General features: G+C 41.7%; 24 protein-coding genes. 12 read left to right on the forward strand and 12 right to left on the reverse strand.

Translation table 11 applies throughout. From position 1 onward, the window contains the following. The first annotated feature begins 1 nt into the window (after position 1). The 4 genes from budA (at position 2) to NST73_RS17050 (ending at position 2,515) form a co-directional block, all read left to right on the forward strand. The gene (gene budA / locus NST73_RS17035) at positions 2-754 is read left to right on the forward strand and encodes an acetolactate decarboxylase (RefSeq protein WP_234710284.1); all 753 of its coding nucleotides are present in this window, start codon (positions 2-4) and stop codon (positions 752-754) included. A 153-nt stretch (positions 755-907) separates the two neighbouring features. Further along, positions 908-1,384 (forward strand): Lrp/AsnC family transcriptional regulator, encoded by a 477-nt coding sequence (locus NST73_RS17040; protein WP_017360010.1) that lies wholly within the window; start codon positions 908-910, stop codon positions 1,382-1,384. Positions 1,385-1,421: 37 nt separating this feature from the next. Continuing rightward, entirely contained in the window at positions 1,422-1,982 is a 561-nt protein-coding gene (locus NST73_RS17045) for a chromate transporter (protein WP_135009809.1), read from the forward strand. Next, positions 1,982-2,515 (forward strand): chromate transporter, encoded by a 534-nt coding sequence (locus NST73_RS17050; RefSeq protein WP_007497548.1) that lies wholly within the window; start codon positions 1,982-1,984, stop codon positions 2,513-2,515. The genes NST73_RS17045 and NST73_RS17050 overlap by 1 nt, the downstream gene beginning before the upstream one ends. Positions 2,516-2,555: 40 nt before the next feature. On the opposite strand, the gene NST73_RS17055 is transcribed toward NST73_RS17050, so the two are convergent. Together NST73_RS17055 and NST73_RS17060 are read right to left on the reverse strand one after the other, a co-directional pair. After that, positions 2,556-3,875, reverse strand: a complete 1,320-nt coding sequence (locus NST73_RS17055; RefSeq protein ID WP_326242620.1) for a UDP-glucose/GDP-mannose dehydrogenase family protein — start codon at positions 3,873-3,875, stop codon at positions 2,556-2,558. A gap of 114 nt (positions 3,876-3,989) precedes the next feature. Further along, positions 3,990-4,133 (reverse strand): hypothetical protein, encoded by a 144-nt coding sequence (locus NST73_RS17060; protein WP_003214884.1) that lies wholly within the window; start codon positions 4,131-4,133, stop codon positions 3,990-3,992. 186 nt (positions 4,134-4,319) lie between these two features. Here NST73_RS17060 and NST73_RS17065 point away from each other — a divergent pair, with 186 nt between their 5' ends. Together NST73_RS17065 and NST73_RS17070 are read left to right on the forward strand one after the other, a co-directional pair. After that, positions 4,320-5,927, forward strand: coding sequence for an SWIM zinc finger family protein (locus tag NST73_RS17065; RefSeq protein WP_327871963.1), 1,608 nt, complete (start codon positions 4,320-4,322; stop codon positions 5,925-5,927). Continuing rightward, the gene (locus tag NST73_RS17070; RefSeq protein ID WP_144679108.1) at positions 5,914-8,691 is read left to right on the forward strand and encodes a DEAD/DEAH box helicase; all 2,778 of its coding nucleotides are present in this window, start codon (positions 5,914-5,916) and stop codon (positions 8,689-8,691) included. The genes NST73_RS17065 and NST73_RS17070 overlap by 14 nt, the downstream gene beginning before the upstream one ends. A 72-nt stretch (positions 8,692-8,763) precedes the next feature. On the opposite strand, the gene NST73_RS17075 is transcribed toward NST73_RS17070, so the two are convergent. From NST73_RS17075 to NST73_RS17085, 3 genes are all read right to left on the reverse strand, one after another. Further along, a complete protein-coding gene (locus NST73_RS17075) occupies positions 8,764-9,552 on the reverse strand; it encodes an STAS domain-containing protein (protein ID WP_047945719.1) in 789 nt (262 codons plus the stop codon). 153 nt (positions 9,553-9,705) lie between these two features. Continuing rightward, positions 9,706-10,566 (reverse strand): Cof-type HAD-IIB family hydrolase, encoded by an 861-nt coding sequence (locus NST73_RS17080; RefSeq protein WP_222128250.1) that lies wholly within the window; start codon positions 10,564-10,566, stop codon positions 9,706-9,708. A gap of 391 nt (positions 10,567-10,957) precedes the next feature. Continuing rightward, positions 10,958-11,314 (reverse strand): hypothetical protein, encoded by a 357-nt coding sequence (locus NST73_RS17085; RefSeq protein WP_008343305.1) that lies wholly within the window; start codon positions 11,312-11,314, stop codon positions 10,958-10,960. Between the two features lie 117 nt (positions 11,315-11,431). Here NST73_RS17085 and NST73_RS17090 point away from each other — a divergent pair, with 117 nt between their 5' ends. Continuing rightward, positions 11,432-11,842, forward strand: coding sequence for a YwpF-like family protein (locus tag NST73_RS17090; protein ID WP_003215215.1), 411 nt, complete (start codon positions 11,432-11,434; stop codon positions 11,840-11,842). Positions 11,843-12,065: 223 nt separating this feature from the next. Here NST73_RS17090 and mscL read toward each other — a convergent pair whose 3' ends face one another. Both mscL and fabZ read right to left on the reverse strand, forming a co-directional pair. Further along, the gene (mscL, locus tag NST73_RS17095; protein WP_008343317.1) at positions 12,066-12,461 is read right to left on the reverse strand and encodes a large conductance mechanosensitive channel protein MscL; all 396 of its coding nucleotides are present in this window, start codon (positions 12,459-12,461) and stop codon (positions 12,066-12,068) included. Positions 12,462-12,587: 126 nt separating this feature from the next. After that, complete coding sequence (gene fabZ / locus NST73_RS17100; RefSeq protein WP_024718731.1) at positions 12,588-13,022, reverse strand: 3-hydroxyacyl-ACP dehydratase FabZ; 435 nt, start codon at positions 13,020-13,022, stop codon at positions 12,588-12,590. Positions 13,023-13,241: 219 nt separating this feature from the next. Here fabZ and NST73_RS17105 point away from each other — a divergent pair, with 219 nt between their 5' ends. After that, positions 13,242-14,297, forward strand: coding sequence for a tetratricopeptide repeat protein (locus NST73_RS17105; protein WP_045033942.1), 1,056 nt, complete (start codon positions 13,242-13,244; stop codon positions 14,295-14,297). A 14-nt stretch (positions 14,298-14,311) separates the two neighbouring features. Here NST73_RS17105 and NST73_RS17110 read toward each other — a convergent pair whose 3' ends face one another. The 4 genes from NST73_RS17110 to spoIIID all read right to left on the reverse strand — a co-directional run bounded on the left by NST73_RS17110 (position 14,312) and on the right by spoIIID (position 17,600). Continuing rightward, on the reverse strand, positions 14,312-15,130 hold the full coding sequence (locus NST73_RS17110) for a flagellar hook-basal body protein (RefSeq protein WP_024718733.1): 819 nt from the start codon (positions 15,128-15,130) through the stop codon (positions 14,312-14,314). A 30-nt stretch (positions 15,131-15,160) separates the two neighbouring features. Continuing rightward, the gene (locus tag NST73_RS17115; RefSeq protein ID WP_017360018.1) at positions 15,161-16,000 is read right to left on the reverse strand and encodes a flagellar hook-basal body protein; all 840 of its coding nucleotides are present in this window, start codon (positions 15,998-16,000) and stop codon (positions 15,161-15,163) included. A 134-nt stretch (positions 16,001-16,134) separates the two neighbouring features. Then, positions 16,135-17,136 carry a cell shape-determining protein Mbl gene (gene mbl, locus NST73_RS17120; RefSeq protein WP_012011515.1) on the reverse strand — a complete coding sequence of 334 codons (1,002 nt, stop codon included), beginning with the start codon at positions 17,134-17,136 and terminating at the stop codon, positions 16,135-16,137. A gap of 185 nt (positions 17,137-17,321) precedes the next feature. Continuing rightward, positions 17,322-17,600 carry a sporulation transcriptional regulator SpoIIID gene (gene spoIIID / locus NST73_RS17125; RefSeq protein ID WP_008343327.1) on the reverse strand — a complete coding sequence of 93 codons (279 nt, stop codon included), beginning with the start codon at positions 17,598-17,600 and terminating at the stop codon, positions 17,322-17,324. 347 nt (positions 17,601-17,947) lie between these two features. On the opposite strand from spoIIID, the gene NST73_RS17130 reads away from it, so the two are divergent. From NST73_RS17130 to NST73_RS17140, 3 genes are all read left to right on the forward strand, one after another. Continuing rightward, entirely contained in the window at positions 17,948-18,361 is a 414-nt protein-coding gene (locus NST73_RS17130) for a MarR family transcriptional regulator (RefSeq protein WP_008343328.1), read from the forward strand. Positions 18,362-18,376: 15 nt separating this feature from the next. Next, positions 18,377-19,564: an MFS transporter gene (locus tag NST73_RS17135; protein ID WP_024718734.1), complete on the forward strand. Its 1,188-nt coding sequence runs from the start codon at positions 18,377-18,379 to the stop codon at positions 19,562-19,564. Positions 19,565-19,673: 109 nt separating this feature from the next. Further along, a complete protein-coding gene (locus NST73_RS17140; RefSeq protein ID WP_008343330.1) occupies positions 19,674-20,273 on the forward strand; it encodes an undecaprenyl-diphosphatase in 600 nt (199 codons plus the stop codon). A gap of 32 nt (positions 20,274-20,305) precedes the next feature. Here the strand turns inward: NST73_RS17140 and NST73_RS17145 are convergent, their stop codons facing one another. Beyond that, positions 20,306-21,697 carry an MFS transporter gene (locus tag NST73_RS17145; protein WP_035389771.1) on the reverse strand — a complete coding sequence of 464 codons (1,392 nt, stop codon included), beginning with the start codon at positions 21,695-21,697 and terminating at the stop codon, positions 20,306-20,308. A gap of 218 nt (positions 21,698-21,915) precedes the next feature. Here NST73_RS17145 and NST73_RS17150 point away from each other — a divergent pair, with 218 nt between their 5' ends. Continuing rightward, positions 21,916-22,761 (forward strand): transporter substrate-binding domain-containing protein, encoded by an 846-nt coding sequence (locus tag NST73_RS17150; protein WP_234805312.1) that lies wholly within the window; start codon positions 21,916-21,918, stop codon positions 22,759-22,761. Positions 22,762-22,767: the final 6 nt, after the last annotated feature.

The following is a 22,767-nucleotide window of genomic DNA, read 5'->3' on the forward strand; positions in this document are numbered from 1 at the left end:
AATGAATCAACAAAACAACACAATACCGCAGGACAAAAAGCAAGAGGTCTATCAAGTATCAACCATGACCTCCTTGCTGGAAGCCGTATACGATGGAGATTTCTCCCTATCACATATTCCCGAGCACGGTGATTTTGGCATTGGCACATTCAATCAATTAGATGGGGAACTAATCGGCTTTGACGGCGCTTTTTATCGACTGCGCTCTGATGGAACAGCCACACCAGTAACCGATCAAGATTATTCACCATTCTGCTCTCTAGCATTTTTTGAAACGGACATCGTTCATCGAATTGATGCACCGATGACGTCCAAAGAGCTAGAGGAAGAAATCGACCGAATCTTACCGAGCAAGAATGTCTTTTATGCGATCCGCATCGATGGGTCATTCAAAAAGGTTCAAACCCGTACGGTTGAAAAACAGGAAAAACCTTACGTTCCGATGGTAGAGGCAGTCAAGTCACAGCCTATTTTCGATTTTGAAAATATTCGCGGGACGATCGCAGGCTTCCGTACACCACAGTACGCACATGGCATTGCGGTAAGTGGATATCATCTCCACTTTATTGATGATGATCGAAGCTTAGGCGGGCATGTATTTGATTACACTGTGGATCAAGTGACCATCCGAATTTCCCAAAAACGTCACATGAATTTACACCTGCCAAATACGCAGGAGTTCTTCCAAGCAGACATTGATCGTGCTGACCTTGCACAGCAAATTGCCAGTGCGGAAAGCAGCCCAGAAAAATAAAATGAACACACCCCGGTGATACCGGGGTGTTTTTTTATACAAAAAGATATATTATCTTCTTTTATTATTTCATTTCGTTACTCAATTAAAAATCAAACATTCTATTCGTAATAAAATATGATAGAATATCAACAGAAGAAAGGTGGTTATACGGTGGCACATGAATATCGCATTCCAAACTTAACATTAGATGAAAGAGATAAACAAATTCTTTCCTTATTACACGAGGACGGGCGTATGTCCTACACGGATCTAGGGAAACAAGTCGGCCTTTCCCGTGTTGCTGTACAAGCCCGTATTCAGCAACTCATTGAAGCAGGTGTCATTGAACGATTCACCGCTGTCATTAATCCAGCAAAGATCGGCATTCATGTCTCTGTCTTTTTTAACGTAGAGGTTGAGCCGAAATGTTTAGAAACAGTCGCCCTTCAGCTTGAGCAGGAAACAGCCGTCACAAGCCTTTATCATATGACAGGACCAAGCAAGCTGCATATGCATGGCATTTTTCAAAATGAACAGGAAATGGAGACGTTCCTGACAAAGAAGCTGTACCCGCTTGAAGGCGTCGTCAGTGTTGACTGTCAAATGCTCATTAAACGATATAAAAGCCGAATGGGCATGAAATTGTAGATAGGAGTTGAACCACTTGCAATCATATCTTGAACTCATGATCGCCATGGTACGAACCGGTATTCTGGGATTTGGCGGAGGACCTTCTGTCATCCCGCTCATTCGCCATGAAGCGGTCGTCAAATACAAATGGATCAATGATGACGAATTTGGAGAAACACTCGCCATCGCCAACGCATTACCCGGACCGATTGCTACGAAAATGTCGGCATACCTCGGCTATCGATTAAAAGGTGTATCTGGCGCCATTGTTGCAACAGCTGCACATATTTTACCGACATGTCTCGCTATGGTGGCACTTGTTACACTTGTCAGCGTCTTAAGCTCTTCAGTCATCATTCAAAATATGATCGGTGCTGTGACACCAGTAATTGCCGTTCTGTTAGGAATCATGGCATATGAATTTGGACAAAAAGCGTTGAAGGGCTTCGGCATGATCTTCGGAATCGTCCTATTCCTTTTGGCATTTGTCGGTCTTCAAGTACTCTCGATTCATCCAGGAATCATTGTCATCATCTTTTTATGTTATGGTGCCTTTCATTTCAAACTGAAAGATCGCTGGACTCGAACAAATAAAGAGAAAGGAGTGTCTTCGTGATGCTGATTCTCTTTTTATTCTGGGCATTCTTCTTATCCAATCTGTTAGGGTATGGCGGAGGACCTGCCTCCATTCCGCTCAATTATGAAGAAATCGTCAATCATTTTCATTGGATGACGAACGAAGGGTTCTCCAATATGCTCGCATTAGCCAACGCACTTCCAGGTCCAATCGCTACAAAAATTGCGGCTTATGTAGGCTATGATGTCATGGGATGGCCAGGCTTTATCGTTGCACTGCTTGCCACGGTCCTGCCGTCTGCTATCGGATTGATCTTACTGCTAAAACTCATTGACCGTTTTCGCCAATCTTCTGTCGTCAAAGGCATGACTTTATCTGTGCAGCCTGTCATTGCGATGATGATGCTTTTATTAACATGGGAAATTGGCGGAGATGCCGTGAAAGCCATTGGCTGGACACAATCACTTGCCATTGCCGCCATTTCATTTTTCTTTATGACCAAATTCAAATTGCACCCTGCCTTTCTGATTGTGGCTGCATTTTTATATGGCGGATTCATTCTTCCGCATTAACGCAAAAACCGATAACACGTGAAGTTATCGGTTTTTCTCATTACATATAAATAGGAGAGACAGACCTGCGTCCAATAGAATGATACTCGACACCAGCTACTTCTGCCGCTTCAAGCGTATGACAATTCCGGCCATCAAAAATGATCGGCTGCCTCATGAAATCTTTATAAGCTGAAAGTGGAAATGACTGAATATCCGCCCACTCAGTTAATATACAGACAGCATCAGCATCCTTGATCGCCTCTTCAATCGTTTGAGCAAAAAGGACTTGATCAGGCAGTTCTTGAGCTGCATTGCGAGCGGCAGCAGGATCATAGGCTACGATCTCCGCTCCTAATTGATGGAGCTGATGAGCGATCGGGATTGACGGCGCCTCTCTCATATCATCTGTATTCGGCTTAAAGGAAAGGCCAAGAAGAGCCATTCTCTTCCCTTCCAAGTTTTCTCCCATCCGCTCCTTCACACTTCGAATAAAACTTGCTCGCTGCTCATTGTTGACTTTGATGACAGCCTTCAATAGCTCAAAATCATGGGACACATGCCCTGCAATTTGGACAAGGGCATTAGTATCCTTCGGAAAACAGGAACCTCCGTAACCAATGCCTGCCCTAAGAAACGAAGCACCAATCCGCTGATCGAGTCCCATCCCCTCTGCAACTCTCTCAACATCAGCTCCCGTTTTTCCACAAATCGAAGCAATTTCATTCATGAAGCTGATTTTTGTGGCAAGAAATGCATTTGATGCGTATTTGATCATCTCTGCACTTTTCCGATCTGTTCTCACGAATGGAATGTGGAAATCCGCATACATAGACTCTAGCTGATCTAATCCGTTCTTCGTTTCGGCTCCAATCACCAGCCGATCCGCTCGCAGCGTATCTGAGATGGCAGAGCCTTCTCGTAAAAATTCTGGATTCGATGCGATAGATAATGGCTCCTTACGACCTAACACGTGATGAATCAAATGATCAATTTGATCGCCCGTTCCGACAGGCACTGTACTTTTCACGACAAGCACTGCGCCTGGCTTTGCTTGTAAGCCCATCTCCTTTGCCGCTTGAAAGACATACTGCAAATCAGCTTGACCGTCTGCCTGCTGCGGGGTACCGACAGCAATCATTAACACGTCAGCCTGCGAATAGGCTGACGCTCCATTAATGTGAAAACGAATGCGTCCTTGCTCCATATTCCGTTTGAGCAGTTCTTTTAATCCCGGCTCGTACATCGGAGGATTCCCTTGCTTCAGCTGCATGACCTTCCGCCGGTCAATATCCATACATGTCACATCATGTCCCGCTTCTGCTAAACACACCCCTGTGACAAGCCCTACATACCCACAGCCTGCAATCGCAATCTTCATGACACATCAGCTCCCCATACTCCTTATGCTTGTAATGTCATCGTATGCCGGGAATTTTCGTTCCATTCATAAAAGCATACAAAAACCCCCTGCTGAGAGAGCAGGGGGCTACTTTTATGAAACAAGGCCATTTCGAATATGAGCAATCAGATTTTCAAGCATTTCTTTTGTTGTGACATCATTGGAATTTTCACCAATATCATGAGCGTACATCAAAATCTTTAAAAACTCTTCTTGATTTAAACCCTTATTATCCATGTCTGTATCCTTTCGATTCCACTAATTTCATTATTATATGCTGTATGGTTGGTTTATGCAATACTCTATTACATCATTCGACAGCTTTTGAAATTTATGACCATTTTCATGAAAAACTTTTTTATAAATCACCATTGAGCTATAATAAAAGAATTGGAATCTTTTACTTGGTTAGGAGCGGGTCAAATGCTTCAGCACAACATCAACGAAGAAGAAATCAAACAAACAGCCGAACAGATCAAAGAACTTCTTCCTTCAACAGATGAAAACAAGCAACTCATCAAAAAAGCATTGATTACTTATAGACAGGACAGCGTATATCGGCTCAAGCAAGAGTCTGATACCGAATGGTCAGCTTATGTACATGATGTCGTGGCAGCAAGAGTCCACCTTCATGTGCTGTTTCCAGTGGGAAGCAGCTGTTCATGTCCAGCTGATGGACTATGTAAACACATCCTCGCTGTCTTCTTTTCGCTATACGCTCAAGTAGAGAGTGTGACCGGCTTTACAGAAAATTGGTCAGAGAAGGATGAATTACAGCGCAGCAAAGAACTCATTCGTCAGCACTTCCAAGTGAAGCGCCCAGATGAACAATCACTTCAGAGCTGGCTGAATTTTTTCCAGGAGGAATTTCACCTCTGGCTGAAACGGACACCGAAGCACCAGCAAACGCCACAGCATTTGTATTACGGCTATTTATCGATCCTGAAAAAACACGCACCCACTTCACCTGAATTCAAGAGTTTGTATGCGATTCATACGTCCATCGATGTGTGGTTAAGGCTCCATGAGCTAATCGATCTCGGCCGTCTTGATGCCGAAAAAGACTTTTATTCGATGAATCCATATGTAGAACAGCTCATGAACACCATTTTTGATTCAGTGGATCATTTGAGGACATACGCCCTTTCCTTTTCCCTCGATCCGTTTCTTGAAAACACACCAACTGCCGTTCGGACACTTCTTCAAATCAGCGGACCTTTCCAGCATGAACGAGTTGCGGTCTTTATGGAAATGTGGGGAACTATATTAAATAGAGGGAAATGGGTCAAAAAAGAAACAGAATTACTCAAGAGCGCCCAACAGCAGGAGCAAACGGTTGAACGCACCATTGGGCTGATGCATATGGATTATTTGCTAAAAGAAGACGAAAGACTCTTCCAGCAATTAAAATTGCTCAATGCAGATATGCTGCCGAATGTGCTCAATTGGCTAAAGGATCTCACAAACCGCAAGGACTGGAAGCGTCTCAAACTTTGGTATCAAGAGATCACATATGTATTAGAAGAATATTGCCAGCTTGACCTATCTTATAGAGAACTGCGTGGAGCCGTCAGCGATTTCTTCTTTTATTTAGACGCGTACTTTAAACAGACGAAAGATCATTTCTTGTATGAACGCTATCTCCAAATCTGTATGCCTTATGCATTTACTGAATATAGTCAGCTCTTATATGCACAAGAACGCTATGCAGAATGGATTGAAATACACAGCCTCGTTGGTTTCTCCATCAGTGAATTGGAGAAAGAACTGATCAAACAGATTGCAAAGGAAGAGCCTGAAGCACTCATTCCTTCGTACCACCGGGAAATCTCACTGCTTCTCGATCAAAAGAATCGAAGTGCTTACCGGGAATCTGTGAAAATGCTCAAAAAACTGCGTACGCTTTATCATAAAACGAAAAAAACCGCGGTGTGGGAAAGATATGTACAGCAGCTGCAAGATTCAACAAAACGGCTGCGTGCGTTCCAAGAGGAAATGAAGAAAGGAAAATTAATTGATGACACGCCATAAACAAATTGTCATTCATGCAAAACAAACCGAAGATTTCTCTTTCACCATTTCAGCGCAAGCAGAGGACGGACAGCCTGTACCGCTAAATGAAATGAAGAGGCAGCTTTTCCAATGGCACGAATCATCTTTTTACGGAACATTCTTAGAAGATGTGAGCTTTATTGGCACACCTGCCTTCCTGTTAAGTCCTTGGATGACCGTTGAATTGCTAGGGAAAAATTCATTCAATACTTTCAGCCATGTGACGTTAACGGATGAAACAGAGCCGCTTATGAAAACAGCCTCAACCATTTACGAATTCATCGAGGATGAAGATTTTGTCCCAGATTTCGAGGCATGGACAAAAGGCATGCTTCGCTTTAAAGACAAAGAAGGCCTATTAGATGGCTACACAGCTGATTGGTTCTCCTTTGCCGTACAGGATTACATTCAATATGATGATGCCTTGCAGCACAAATGGAACCGAATGACTGCACAATCGCCTGCTCTTTCCTCCTTCCAGGGACATTTTTTAGATGAACAGGATTTCTTGGAAACGATCGGCTGGATTGATGATGAGACGCCTTTCACTGTCGGCTTGCGTTTAAATGAGCCTGATTTCGACGGGGATGATTGGAAAATTGAATTGTTTTTGCGTGATAAGAAAAACAGTGATCTGCATTTCTTTGAAGGCATCCGTTCTTTAAAAAAATCATGGCGTCCGTTTCAAGAAAAAATCACCAGAGAGCTGGAGCGGTTCGGTCAGATTGTCCCTTGGCTCTCATTTACATCTGGTACCACCCTCATGTCAGAAGAAGAAGCGTGGCTCTTCCTATCTGAAGCGAGTGAAACACTTGTGAACATGGGGATTGAGATCCTGCTCCCATCATGGTGGCAGATCGTCAAAGAAAGCACCATGATGCTAAAAGCACGGATTTCCTCCACACCACGAGGCGAATCGCACGTTGGAATGGATGCCCTTATGGACTTTAATTGGCGCTTTGCCACAAACGGGATTGAGCTGACAGAAGATGAGTTCAACGAGCTTGTTCAAAGTAAACGTCGTCTTGTCAACATTCGTGGACAATGGATTAAAATCGACCCGACCTTTATCCAGCAAATGAAGAAATGGATGGAGCGCGCTGAGAACGAAGGACTTCATATGTCGGATATTTTATCACGTGAACTCGCAGACCAAGAGGCCTCCTCTGAGTCGATTCCTGAGTTGCTAGACAGTTCGGCCTTTGCCCATATTCAATTTGAACTTTCGTCTCAATTACGAGGGCTTGTTCATCAGTTAAATGATACACAAGAGCTGCCATCCTATGAGATGAGTGAGTCCTTTAAGGGCACACTGCGCCCGTATCAGCAGCACGGTGTCAACTGGCTTCTGTTCTTAAGGTCTCATGGATTCGGGGCTTGTTTAGCAGATGATATGGGACTTGGAAAAACGATTCAAATGATCGCTTATTTCACCTATTTGAAGGAGCATCAACAAGACGCCGCTCCATCTCTCATCATTGCACCGACTTCCGTATTAGGGAACTGGCAAAGAGAGCTTGAAACATTCGCACCACATTTGAATGTCGCTCTGCATTATGGACCGTCACGTCCACAAGGTGAGAACTTTACAAAAGCGTACGAATCAACAGATATCGTCCTCACTTCGTATGGTCTCTCACATTCTGACCGTGATGAATTAACAGCAGCCAAATGGAATACCATTTGCTTAGACGAAGCCCAGAACATTAAAAATGCCCATACGAAACAATCGAGAGCCATTAGGCAATTAAAAGGACAGCACCACATTGCCCTCAGCGGGACACCGATGGAGAACCGCTTGACAGAGCTTTGGTCTATTTTCGACTTCGTGAACAAAGGATATCTCGGCAGCCTGACCAGTTTTCATAAAAAGTTCGTCCTTCCGATTGAAAAAGACCGTGAAGAAAAAAGAATCCAACAGCTGCAGCAGCTGATCAAGCCATTCTTATTAAGACGAACAAAACAAGATGAAGAAGTCGCACTCAATCTGCCAGAGAAACTAGAAGAAAAAGAATTCATCCCGTTATCTGCAGAGCAGGCATCTTTATATGAACAGCTGGTCAAAGATACATTCGAACATATGGCCTCATTAACAGGGATGCAGCGGAAAGCCATCATTTTAAGTATGCTTGGCAGACTCAAACAAATTTGCGATCACCCTGCTCTTTATTTAAAAGAGAGCGGAACAGATGTGAAATTGTTGAAGCGTTCATTAAAAATGGATAAATTAGCAGAGCTGTTAAAAGCCATACACGAACAAGGAGAAAGCTGTCTCATTTTTACGCAGTATATTGAAATGGGCAACATGATCAAACAGCTCGCCGAAAAGATGTTTGGAGAACCAGTTCAATTTTTAAATGGGAGCTTATCAAAACATGATCGGGACAAAATGGTGGAACGTTTCCAGAAAAAAGAGTTCAACATCTTAATTCTTTCTTTAAAAGCAGGAGGAACCGGACTAAACTTAACCGCCGCCAATCATGTCATTCACTACGATAGATGGTGGAATCCTGCTGTAGAAAACCAAGCAACAGACCGTGCTTACCGCATCGGGCAAAAGCGGTTTGTTCACGTCCATAAGATGATCACAACCGGCACGATAGAGGAAAAAATTGATCAAATGCTCGAAACAAAACAAACGCTAAATGATCAAATTATCCAAAGTGAAAGCTGGATTACAGAGCTGTCAACGAACGAACTAGAAGATTTATTCACGTTAAGTGCAGCCGCTCAATCTTCGTAATGACAGCAAAAAGAGGACTTTTCTCAAACTTGATGAAAAGTCCTCTTTATTTCATCACATCTAAAGGAATGCTTAAATTTGCAGCTTTTTCAATGCAGATTTCACATTCATATACGTGTTCAACTCACGGAAGTCCTCTCTCATTTCTCCCATTTTCATCGCAAGATTTGGTTTAATACCTGTCACGATCAGTTCTGTGCCAGTCATTAAAATCAAATCATTCAGCTTAAAGATCGCATCTGCCACAAATGAATCCACCTCTAATAAACCAGACAGATCCACAATAAAGTAATCGTCTTTGGATTGAGAGATATAAGTGGAGACTGTTGAGATGATTTTATCAAATCTTGGCGCTGTTAACGTACCTATGATCGGCAGGACAGAAATACCATCCTTCACCGGAACAATCGGGACAGAAATATTCAATACTTCATCAATGGATTGCTCAAGAAGCTCTTGCTGTTCCTTCTCTTTCGTAACATCCTTTTGCAGACCAACGAAATAAAGGCGTTTCCCTTCATTTTCATCAATCCATAGAGGCGCCACACTTAACTCGTTCCAAAACATTTGACCAGATTTTTTATAGTTTTTCAACTGTACAGTGACAGCCTCTTTGTTTTCAATGGCTGTCCTAATTTGTTTGAGAGCAATCTGTTCAGTTTCATCTCCTTGAAGGAAACGACAGTTCTTTCCTAATACTTCGGTTTCTTGATAGCCTGTCATATCTAAAAAGCCCCTGTTCACATATATTAAAGGATTATCAGGTAAAGACGGGTCCGTCACCGTCAGGCCAACCTGAGTATAGTCTAAGGCTTCCTTGATTAAATGCAGATTGTCGGACTTATAAGATTCCAGCGCCATTCGTTTACTCTCCTTAACTTCCTTACAAGCGGGTTATATTCATAATTAAATTATATGATGTTCCATAGCGGGTGTAAATAGAAGTAGTTCTGAATTCCTCTTTTGTAGAATGCGCTTCATCCTATGTCATTTATACAAATACATACGATTCAATTATTTCAAAAGATGTTGAATCATATGTGCCACACCATGTTCATCATTTGTTAACGTGACGTGATCAGCTAATTCTTTTATATCCTTTCTCGCATTCCCCATTGCAATTCCAACCCCAGCTGCCCGAATCATCGATTCATCATTTAAACTGTCTCCTACAGCCGCTGTTCGGCTTAATGGAATACCGAGCTTTTCTGCCAGCCTGGTTAACGCCTGCCCTTTCGACGCTTCCTTTGCTCCAATTTCAAAATTATGATCAGCCGAACTAACCAATGTTAATTCAGAATCATGTCCAAACGCATCCCATCCGGCTTTCAATCTGTCTTGAAAAAATGAGAAACCTAAGATGTTATAAAACGAAAGATTCTGATCCTCACGAAACAATTCTTGATATGTATCAATATAAGCAAAACCAGACTGGCTGTATTGAACTTCAGCCGCTTTCTCAAGAACACGCTGATCCGTTTCTGGATTTGCACTCTTTAAGCGGTCCATTTCTATCGCCAGCAGCTCTCTGCCGCGGTTTGGTGTGTAAATGGCTTCATTCGTAAACACTTCATAGTAATAATCACGCTCTTCAAGCCATGATAAGATGTGTTTTGCTTTTTCTTCTTCTAGAACAGTCGAATGATATACCTGACCTTCTGGATCATGAATCACAGCTCCATTTGCACTGATGACCCACGTATTCATCCCAAGCTGATCAAAAATAGATTTCACATCAAAATACGCTCTTCCTGTTGAAACGACAACCTCAATCCCACTCGCCGCTGCTTCCTTTAACGCTTGCTCGTTTTCCTGACTCACTTTGTGCTCACTGTTCAATAAAGTTCCGTCTAAATCCGTTGCGATTAATTGAATGTTTGTCATCGGTCTCTCCTTTTTTGCCTGCATTTTCAGTTGACCTTCCGTTTATCAAATCCATCATCATTATGAAATGAGTATCCACTATTTGCAAGGGATGATCGGCTTATCAATGAATATAAGTGTACCCGGTCACGTTACATGACCGGATACGCATAAGGGGATTCACAGGGGACACATGACTGATACAAAGAAACCTTGGTTCTACTATTACGCAGTGAATATGTGTACAAGGCAAAGTCTATCAGCTATAGCTAGAGGAGGGCCACGAGATGCTAGACCTTTGCCTTTTGCCTCCTTTCCTTTCAGCTAACCCTAGTCTACTGAGAAATAGCACAAGAGACAAAAAACGAAAATGACAAAATCGTTCTTCAAATTCTTTATTTCCTCAATCATTTTTACTTTTTACCGCTTGCGTATAAAACATCATCTTATTTTGTTTGACGAAATACTTATTTTTCATAAATTGATAAAAAACATCTGAATGAATCCAATTACTAGAAGGCATGTGAATATAGTCAGACCCGTCCCACGCAAACCAATAAAAACAAAGCCTTCCATCATGAATTGACAATTGAAATTCGAAACAGTCCATTTGATCGTCTGTCACGTATTGAAAAGTGAGGGACTCCCCTTCTTCCATATACACATCACAAAATGAGAGAATGTCTCCCCATGTATAGACCCTCACATTGCTTTCCTTTTCCTCACCAATATGTATGTTTCGAAGTTGATAGGACTCCATAAAACATCTCCTTTCACTTATATGCAGCTAGTTCTGAGTAGGCAGCGGTTTCATTTATACAGATGTTGTATGCTATAATGATACTTACGAATAATGAACGCTTGTGAGGTGATAAATATGAAAACCTTTAGGCTGATTGATTTAAAAATCGAACTTGATCCAAAGCAAGATAAAATGTCCAGCATTCCCCTTCGTGACGGCTTAATCATTAATAAAGAAGATGGCGAAAATCACTGGATGATCGAGGCACTGATTCCAAAGAAGCATAGACAAGTGTTTGAGGTGCTCTTTCAGCAGCATACAGAAGTAAAGATTCTCGTGACGATTACAAAAGAAAACAACCGCCCTGTTCATCTATCGGTCCAAGTCAAAAACATCGTTGCCTTAGAAGAAAACATATCTGTATTACTCGACGGTAAAATGATCACAAATCGTTACAGAACTGAAACCGAAGAAGTATTAAAAGACCTCGTCAAAGAGGGGCTATCAGGAGAAAAACTGCTGGATGCTTTTAAACAGAACACATAAAAAAGAGCGGGATGAGCCGCTCTTAGATGGTTGACAAAGGGCTAAAATGAACTTTATTTTAGCCCTTTGTCTTCCTTTTCAGCGTGATAGAAAACCTTTGAAGTCTAGGAAGGGCGAGCACCGGAGCAGAGCGAATTTAATATTCGTGAGCACCGGAGCACAGCCCTGACAAAGAATGCGAGGGTTTGTCTACACGCTGAGAGCGGGATGAGCCGCTCTTTTTCTATTGCACATCTTTCGATTGGCTTTGTTTTTTCAATAAATCTCTAATTTCGGTTAACAACACTTCGGTTTGATCTGGCGTTTCAACCACTTCTTCTTCCTCTACCTTTTTCCGTTTTAATTTATTTAAATAACGAATAAAGATAAAAATGGAAAAGGAGATAATCAAGAAGTCGACTACTGTTTGAATGAAACTTCCATACAAAATTTGAGCAGAACCGATTTTAATAGACAATCCACTAAAATCATGCCCCCCAACAATAATACCAACAAGCGGCATAATTAAATCATTCACAAGAGAAGTGACAATTTTGCCAAATGCTCCCCCGATGATGACACCGACAGCAAGGTCAATCACATTCCCCTTGACGGCAAACTCTCTAAATTCTTTCAGCATTCTTTATCACCTTCATCTTTTTTTGTCTAATATGACGTTTTTTTGTCAAAAAAGCAAGTCCTCATCCGCTCTGGCTGAATGTTTCCATATAAAAAACGGTTCATACAAGATGAACCGTCAGACACATTACGATACTTTCGGACCGATAGAAAATGTCAGTTCTGCTTCACATGCCACTTCGCCATCTACTGTTGCAACTGCTTTTCCTTTGGCAACTGGACCGCGAAGACGTGTGATTTCAACCTCTAAACGTAGCTGATCACCTGGCTTGACCTGTCTTTTGAATCGGCAGCTGTCAATCCCTGCAAACAAACCAATTTTCCCTTTGTTCTCTTCTTTACCTAACATGATGACCCCAAAAACTTGAGCAAGCGCTTCTACAATAAGCACACCCGGCATGACGGGGTATCCTGGGAAATGGCCATTAAAAAATTCTTCATTTACTGTGACATTTTTGATTCCAACCGCTCTTTTCTCACCATCAACTTCTAAAATACGGTCAACCAATAAAAATGGATAACGGTGTGGAATAATGTCTTGAATTTGCTGAGCATCAAGCATGTCTTGATCTCTCCTTCTTTTCTATATCGCTAATCTTCATTTGATTCCTATTGAAGTATATTATGAATGCAGTCATTTTTCAATGTTCAGCCAACGTTTATGGTAAAAAATAGAATCTATCATTACCTATTGTCATGAAATATAATCCACTCTACACTCATCGTTTTTTCACAAATATGGTAATATATATTACATCATTGATTGAATAAGAGGGTAAAAATGAATTTTATAAGCGATAAATCCATTAAAAAACTTCTCCATTCGTGGTATACAATGCTAAAACATCGACATTTTTCGAAGGCTGAAGAGATCAAAACGTCCTTAACCAAATATAAACGTAGATTGTCAAAGAAACAGGAGCTTCATTTACATTATCAGCTTATGCTTTTTCGGCACCAGCTCTGGATGAACCAAACAGAAGACTTAGAAAAACTGAAGCATGAACTCATGCTCCACAAAGATCAAATGAATGATCAACTGCAATATTATTTTTACTTTTTTCTCGGTTTATACGAATCTTTAAAGAGCGATCAAAATGATGCCATTCACTATCTTGAAAAAGCAGAAGAAAAACTGCCCCTGCTAGACGATGAGCTAGAGGAAGCGGAGTTTCATTTCCGTACAAGTGGTGTTTATTATAACAACCGCTATTCACTGTTATCCATTCGACATGTTGAAAAAGCCATGGATATCTTTGCAAAGCACGGGGATATCCACAGCATTTATCGGTGCAAAATTGTGCTCGCACTTAACTTTAGTGATCAAAAAAAATATGAAGAAGCAGAAGCTATTTTGATTGAAATTATCGAATACGTGAAAATGATTGATGACCAAGAACTGCTTGGTATCGTGTATTATGACGCTGGTTTTATCAAGTCGAGACAGAATCGTCATAAGGAAGCACTAGAATACTTTAAAAAAGCGCTTCGGCTCCCAGCATACCGGAAATCTGCCCACTCCTATGTATCGTGTCTCTATGAAACTGTGCGTTCCTGCTTTAAAGAGAATTTAACTGATGAAGGAATGAAGTATATTCAAAAAGGGCTAAAAGAAGCCGTTGATGCCCAATTTGATCTATTAAGAATCAAGTTCCAAATTTTATTCCTTCTCTACAGCCAAACGCCCAAGGCAGATGAACAGATTGCTACACTCGTCACATGTCTTGAACGAAAAGAAGCCTGGATTGATCTTGAAGATCTGCTTGCAGATGTCTCAGATTTTTATAAAAAAAAGGGCGACTTTGAGCGAGCCGCCTTTTTTATCATGAGAGGCTGACATCCGCCTGCTCATTATCGAATGGTATTAATGAGTCCTAGCATTTGATCGCCCATCGTAATGGTTCTTGAGTTCATCTGATACGAACGCTGTGTTGTCATGAGGTCTGTTAATTCTTTAGACATGTCCACATTCGACGTTTCAAGTGCACCTTGCTGAAGTTGAATGGCCTGACGGTTTGCCCCATTCAGTGCCGTTAAAGCGCCTTGATAGTTGCCGTCGACTGAGAACAAATTTTCTCCTTCAGAGATGAGTGCTGAAGAATTATTCACTTGAACAACCCCAAGATTCACCTGCTGATTCGGTTGATTGCCTCGAGAAATAGCTGTAAGTCGGCCATTTTTATCGATAGAAATATCACGGAAATTTGCATTTAAGACAATCTCATTCCCGTTTTCGTCAAGAATCGGATGGCCTTCGCTTGTCACCAGCTGGACTTGATTCGGATTATTTCCTGGCTGTAAATAAAGAGAGCCATCTCTTGTATACCGGATGTTACCGCCAGCATTGACCTGCAAATACTGAGATGGCGCACCAAATGCAACATCAAGGTCACGGCCTGTTTCTTTAATAGACCCTTGCAATGAGTTAATGGATGCATTGACCATCGTTCCAGTTCCAAGCCTTAAACCAGCAGGTGTCAGACGACTGTTTGCCACCTGCTCATTTTTTTCATCTACTTGATTAAACTGTTGTCTGATCAGCTCTGAAAAACGGGTGTTTTTTGCGCGATACCCTGTTGTTTCACTGTTTGCGATGTTATTACTAATGATATCAAGCTGCTTTTGCACCTCGTTCATCGACACAGCTGCATTGATCATCGTTCTAAGCATGAGAATCCTCCTCTCTCTTTCATTTCTTCATTAATACACTCTTCCGATTTCGTTCACTGCTTTTTCTAAACTTTTATCATATGCCTGAACCACTTTTTGGTTTGTTTCAAATGCGCGGTAGGCTGTTGTCATTTCTGTATATGATTTCGTCACATCAACGTTCGAGAGCTCTGATACACCTTGGCTTAATGTATAGGACATTTGACCGTTATTGACCGCACTTGGAAGAGGCTGATTATCAGCTGTACGGTATAAATCATTTCCTTCACGCGCAAGATTTCTTGTATCCATTGCAACACGTACATCAATTTGTCCAAGGTTTTGTCCGTTTTCACTCACGGTTCCATCTGCGTTGACTTTGAAATTCTCACTTTGAACGGTAATCGGCTGGCCCGTCACGGAAAGAAGGGCACGTCCATTGATCGTCAACTGATTTTGATCATTCAATGTAATGGAACTGCTTTTCGTATAACGAACGCCTTCTGGTGTATTCACAGCATAAAAAAGCGCTGACTTTTGATTTGTCTCCGGGTTGATGGGCACATTATTTTCTACTAATGCAATATCAGTTGTTTGATCCGTTGTTTTTAATGTTCCTTGTGTAAATTGAGGAATCAATTCCTGCATGTATGTTCCCGTATTAATTCCGCCAATCGCCGTTTGCTGCGGGATACTAAAGCCTTTGCCTGAAGATGTTTGGAAACGTCCTGATTCCATTCGGCTTAACAGCATTTCTGGAAATGCGCGCATGGCCCCTTCATCTGCTTTATAGCCTGGAGTATTCGCATTTGCGATATTATTTGAAAGCATTTCTGTCCGCCGCTCTTGAGCGATCATGGCAGATGTTGCGGTGTATAGTCCTTTTAACACGTGCTCACCTCATTCAAATTCTTTCACATGACCTAAAATCATCAGTACACAATCTTCTATGAAATATATCGGCATATTGGCAGGCTTCTTTAATAAAAATCCCCCATTCTTTCTAAAAAGAATGAGGGAAATCATTAGCTGAGTTTACGCTTTGGCAGCTTGTCCATATTATCAAGCATCACGCCAGTACCAACTGCTACACAATCCATTGGATTTTCTGCAACGAAAACTGGTACTTTCAGCTCTTCTGCAAGCAATTGATCAAGCCCGTTTAGAAGCGCTCCGCCACCAGTAATGATGACGCCGCGGTCAATGATATCAGCTGATAATTCAGGTGGTGTTCTTTCAAGAACTTGTTTCGCAGCCTGAACAATGGCAGATACAGATTCACGTAATGCTTCTTCTACTTCTTTGCTTGTGACGGTAATCGTTCTTGGTAATCCTGTCACCATGTCTCGTCCACGAATCGAGATCTCTTCGTGACGTGCGTCTGGGAATACCGTTGCAACTTGGATCTTAATGTCCTCTGCAGTTCGCTCACCGATCAACAGCTTGTACTCTTTTTTAATGTAGTTTAGAATTTCCAAGTCAAATTTGTCTCCAGCCATTTTAATAGAAGAGGCGGTTACAATGTCACCCATTGAGATGACAGCGATATCTGTCGTTCCGCCTCCAATATCTACGACCATGTTTCCACTTGGCTGAAAAATATCCATACCAGCACCAATAGCTGCTACTTTTGGCTCTTCTTCAAGAAATACATGCTTCCCGCCGCTTTTTTCAGCAGCTTCTTTGATCGCCTTCTGCTCAACAGATGTAATGTTTGTTGGGCAGCAGATGAGCATACGCGGCTTAGAGAATAGCCCTTTCACATTTAATGAGTTAATAAAATGCTTGAGCATCGCTTCAGTTACTTCAAAATCAGCAATTACGCCATCTTTTAATGGACGAATCGCAACAATATTCCCAGGCGTACGTCCAACCATACGTCTTGCTTCTTCTCCAACAGCTAATACTTTCCCGCTGTTTTTATCAAGAGCGACAACAGATGGTTCATTTAACACAATTCCTTTTCCTTTGACATGAATCAGTACATTTGCAGTACCAAGATCAATTCCAATATCCCTAGCAAACATCTATATATATCCTCCTTGAAAATCTGTTTCCATAGCAAATACCACATTCTGCCCTAATTATATATTCTATCATAATTTGCAGAAAAAAAGATATTTCTTTACAAAAGTCTTTACAAAATTTGTGGTTAGAAACTACCGATAAGAGGAAGATATATATATCATGTTTATGAACAAAGAACTAAAGCTTACTGTTTTACAGGCTCACCTTCTAAAATTTCTTCTTTTTTATACTTTAACTTTGTGGCTTCTCCCCCTCGCAGGTGACGGATTGATTTATGATAATCCAGTATCTCCTTCACTTCGTTAGCCAGATCTGGATTAATTTCTGGCAGTCTTTCTGTTAGATCCTTGTGTACAGTACTTTTAGAGACTCCAAATTCTTTCGCAATTACACGAACGGTTTTCTTTGTCTCCACGATATACTTTCCTATCTTGATTGTTCGCTCTTTGATGTAATCGTGCACACCACTCGACCTCCCTAAAATGGATGTGAGAAGTGTGAAATGAGATCCGTATCAATATTATCCATTTTCAGCGGCGCTTGTTCGTCTTAATTTCTCATCCATTAGGTAGTAAATGCCAAACACGATCCCTCACCTCAAACACTCTCTTTGTCAGGTTTGTAACAGTGTATTAGCATTGCATAGGGAATATGCTAAAAATGAAGATGGGACAAGGGATTTATCAGAAAAGACAAAACAAAAAATCATTTCGAGTGGCGAAAATTTTCACTTTACAAGCATCGGTGTAACACGTAAAATAGGAAAGGTGAATTTATTTACCTAGATAAATAACGAATAAAGGTGAGCCTATGGATACGTTAAACAGAGAGTGTTTACATCAAATACATCAAAGCGCGCGGCTGCTGTCTAAAAAAGCGAACGAAGCGCTTGCTGCTTATGACTTGTACATGTCCCAGTGGACTGTACTTTTTTGTTTGGATACATTCGGTCCTAAAACGCAAAAAGACATTTGGACCTATTTGAACGTCGAAGCACCGACGATTACCAGAACCGTGACGCGTCTAGAAGCAAACGGCTGGGTGAAACGAGTCCAAGGAAAAGACAAACGTGAGAATCTCATCGTCATGACAGACGATGCAAAAGCAAAGTTTCAAAAAATCAAACAGACGATGGAACAATTTGAAGAAGAATGTCTTTCAGATTTCACCTACGAAGAAAAACAACTCCTCCATACACTTTTACACAAATTATCAACTGAATAGGAAGTGACATACACCATGAACGAACGCATTTGGACAAAAGACTTTATCATGATTGTCCTGGTGAATTTATTTACATTCACCTCTTTTTATGCCCTTTTGACACTACTCCCCATTTACACAATGGATGAATTAAATGGAACAGAATCACAGGGCGGCCTCCTTGTGACGGTCTTCTTATTATCAGCAATTGTGACAAGACCATTTTCAGGGGCCATTATTGAGAAATTCGGCAAGAAACGCATGGCGATTTTTTCTTCAACGGCTTTTGCCCTGCTCACTTATTTATACATTCCAATTGATCAATTTCAAACACTTCTCATGCTGCGTTTCGTACAAGGAATCTTCTTCAGCATTTTGACAACCGTAGCAAGTGCTATTGCAGCTGATATGATTCCGAAACATAAACGAGGAGAGGGTCTTGGATACTTTGTGATGTCAATGAACCTCGCTGTGGTTATCGGTCCGTTTATCGCACTGAATCAAGTCGGAAAAGTAGGATTCCATTCTTTATTTCTTCTCTTTTCGATCATCGTCTCTATCGGTGCAGCTTTCACGATGCTGATTAGACAGCCAGAGCCTGAAAACGGCGGAAGTGTCATCTTTCGATTCACTTTTTCTCACCTGTTTGAAAAAGGTGCTTTAAAAACGGCAGCAGTTGGAATCATTATCTCCTTCTGTTACTCGCCGATCATTTCATTTATTTCAGTCTATGCCAATTCACTTCACCTGATGGGTGCAAGCAGTTATTTCTTCATTGTTTTTGCAGCTGCGATGCTTGGATCACGTCCATTTACAGGCAGACTGTTTGACCGAGTCGGGCCTCATATTGTGATCTATCCATCGATTGCTCTCTTTGCGATTGGTTTATGGATGCTGACCGCTACCCAAACAGCCACCATGCTTCTTTTATCCGGCGCTGTCATCGGTCTTGGCTACGGCTCTTTGGTGCCATGTCTACAAACACTTGCGATACAGCACTCACCAGCACACCGTACAGGCTACGCCACAGCAACTTTCTTTACCCTATATGATACGGGGATTGCCGCTGGATCATTTGTCTTCGGACTGCTTGTCAGCTTCACAGATTTTTCAAATGTATATCTCATTGCTGGCGTTGTCGTGTTACTCAGCATGGGTGTTTTTTATTGGAGCGAACGAAAACCGCAAGAAGCAAAAGCACAAAAGGTTTCCCTATCAGAATAGGATACTGTTTTAAACTTCACTGAAAACATGCTAAAATATAGGATATTTCAAATGAACAGATAGGTCTTTTGAAAAATAGTTGGCGTTAAGCGAAAGTATAGGTGATGTTTTGAATTACGAATTGTTTAAAGTCATACACGGGATGGCTCATCATTCTGAGTTTTTAGATCAGGCCATGATTTTCATTACGAAAAAAGCCATTCTCGTATATGCCCTCGTCTTATTGATTTGCTGGTTTTTAGGTAATCACAAATTTAAGAAGCATGTCTTCTTTTCTGGTGTAACAGGCATCGTGGCACTCATCGTCAATTTTGCCATTACGCTGTTTTATTATGAAGAGCGGCCGTTTGTGGCGCACAAAGTCGACACACTCATCCCGCACTCAGCAGACGCTTCCTTCCCAAGTGACCACACAACAGGTGCACTGGCTCTTTCACTAGCCATTCGATCCCGTAATAAAAAACTCGGCAATATTTTGCTTGTTTTTGGATTACTGACAGGGTTCTCCCGCATCTGGGTCGGTCATCATTATCCATTTGATGTATTAGGCAGCTTGATCGTATCGATTGTGGTTGTCTTTATCATGAATAAATTATGGAAGTTCTTTGACTCTCCAATTGACCGTATCGTGACATTTTACGAGAACATTGTGGGCAAAATTTTCAGAAGGAAGCAAAAGGACCAAGGATCAGACCTGTCCAACTCTTAAGCGGCTGGGATAAAGTATGGAAGACCTCTCTTCTACTTTATCCCAGCCGCTTTTTTCATTGTTTGTTTTCCTCTGACCATACTCGAAAAATAAAGGCTGACGCTAATGCCGACAAGGGAAATCATGATCAATGTCCAGCCTAATTGTTCAAAATGAGAACCTGCAATTTCCTCACCAAACAGCATGCCAAGCACGGCAGATGACAGAATGGAACCAAGGTACCTGCATGTTTGAAAAAGCCCAGAGGTCGTGCCAATCATTTGTTGAGGGCTCGCTTTTAACATCGCAGCTTGAAGCGCAACATTTCCAATCCCGTAACTGAGTCCAAGCAAAGCAAGAACCAGTCCTTTCCCCCAGAATGGCGCAGGAATAAAAAAGAAAGTCATTGCGGAAGCACCGGCCAGCATCAGCACAGCACTTGCCAAAACAGGATGCCGTTCATCGCCGCGATCTACCCACTTGCCAGTCAGCGGCGATACCATTATGCTCACGCCAGACATGCAAAGCATAAAGAGACCTGTCATCTCCACACGCCAGCCCAATTCATCCTGAAAATAACTTGGCAAGCCAAAAAAGAGACAATAGAAGAAAATATTCAAAATGATAAATTGCACATACACAAGCGAAAGCCGTTTCTCCTGCCTGAACATCCGAATTTGGATAAATGGCTCATCCACCTGATATTCCCACCATATAAAAGCACCCGCACTCACAAGACAGAGAATGCCCTGTACATACTGAATACCATCAGATAGTGATAATAAAAAAGAAAGCAAAAGGACAATACAAACTGTAAATAGAAACATCCCTGGCAAATCAAGCTTTCGGACAGTGTCTCCGATACGCAATTTTTTCTTCTTCTCCTTAGGAAACAAGGAAAGGCCTAGAAAAAAACTGATCAATATGAATGGCAGATTCACTAAAAAGATCGCCGGCCAGCTGCCGATCGTCATCAAAAACCCGCCAAGTGTCGGCCCGAGTGCTGTCATCGCTGAAGCAAAGATGGACAATACCGCTAAAGCAGAAGCTTGTCGTTCCTTCACATGATCCCGAATCAGTCCAACACCTGAAGGATAGATCGCACTGCTTCCAATCGCCTGTAGAAGCCGGATCACAATCAGCACCGCAAAAGTCGGGGCAAACGGCGCACAAATGGCTGAGACTGCCACTAGAACTAGTCCAAATAAAAATAAGGTTCTCCGGCTCATCACATGATCTCCAATTCGTCCACTCACCGGCTGCGTGACCGCACTGGCCAAATAAAAGGTTGAAATGAGCCAAGATACCGTCGTAAACGACAAACCGAACTCATGCTGAATTTGATGCAAGGCTAAAGAAATCATTGAGGAATTCAATGGATTTAACATCGTTCCAAAAGCAATCGCCGTTAAAAAGACTTTTCGGTTGTTTTTCCATTTGATCATACACCCGCCCCCTTCTTTTGACATACACGTTCTTTGTCTATCTCCTCGTTATTATTAGATTCATTTCCCTTTTTTACCCTGATCAATTCAAGTTCTCTCTCCGAAAAGCAAGACATACATTTTAAAAAGGGCAAGTGTTGGAAAAGCGCATATAAAATTGAGAATATGAGGAACAAATGGTAAGATGCTACACATATTGAAAAGCCTACTTTCTCCTTATACGGAGAACGGCTGAAAAGGAGGAGAAGCTTATTATTAAAAAAAGACGGTTTTGGGTCCCAGCCCTTTTCTCGGTTGCAGTATTACTTCTGTCTTCGTGTGGTTCAAATGAAACAAATGGGAACGGAGATAAACGTAATTCTACAGCGAAAGGGTCGCCGATTTTGGAGGATGGGAAATTTATTTTTGCAGCATCAGGTGAATTCCACCCATTCAGTTACATGGATGGAAACCAGATGTCCGGCTTTGATATTGATGTCGGCAATGCGATTAGCGACAAGATGGGCCTAGAGCCTGTACAGAAAAAATATAAATTCGCAGGCATCGTCGAAGGCGTCAAAGCAGGTAAATTTGATGCGGCCGTTGCAAGTCATACCATCAACGAGGAACGAAAAAAACACGTCCTTTTTTCTCAACCGTATTACTACTCCGGTCCGCAAATCTTCACAAGACCCGGCGCAGACATTCACAGTGCAGATGACTTAAAAAACAAAGAAATCGCTGTCTCTAAAGGTTCGTCTTATGCGGATATTGCCAAAGAACATAGCGGTCAGGAACCGAAATATTACGACAGTGATGTTGTCGCTTTAGAAGCACTAGCCAATGGCAAACACGATGCGGTCGTCACTGATTTTGCCACAGGGGCAGAAGCCATGAAGAAAAAACTAAAAATTGAAGCACAAGAAAGACTCGGGCAAAGTGAGCAAGCAATTGCTGTCTCTAAAGACAATAAAGAGCTCATAAAAGAAATCAACGATGCGATTGATGCACTCAAAAAAGACGGAACATTAAGACAAATTAGCGAAAAGTATTTTGACGAAGATATTACGGTCAAACAGGATTAAAACCAC

Origin of the sequence: Bacillus sp. FSL W7-1034 (genome assembly GCF_038593365.1) — a bacterium.
Lineage (GTDB): Bacteria > Bacillota > Bacilli > Bacillales > Bacillaceae > Bacillus > Bacillus altitudinis.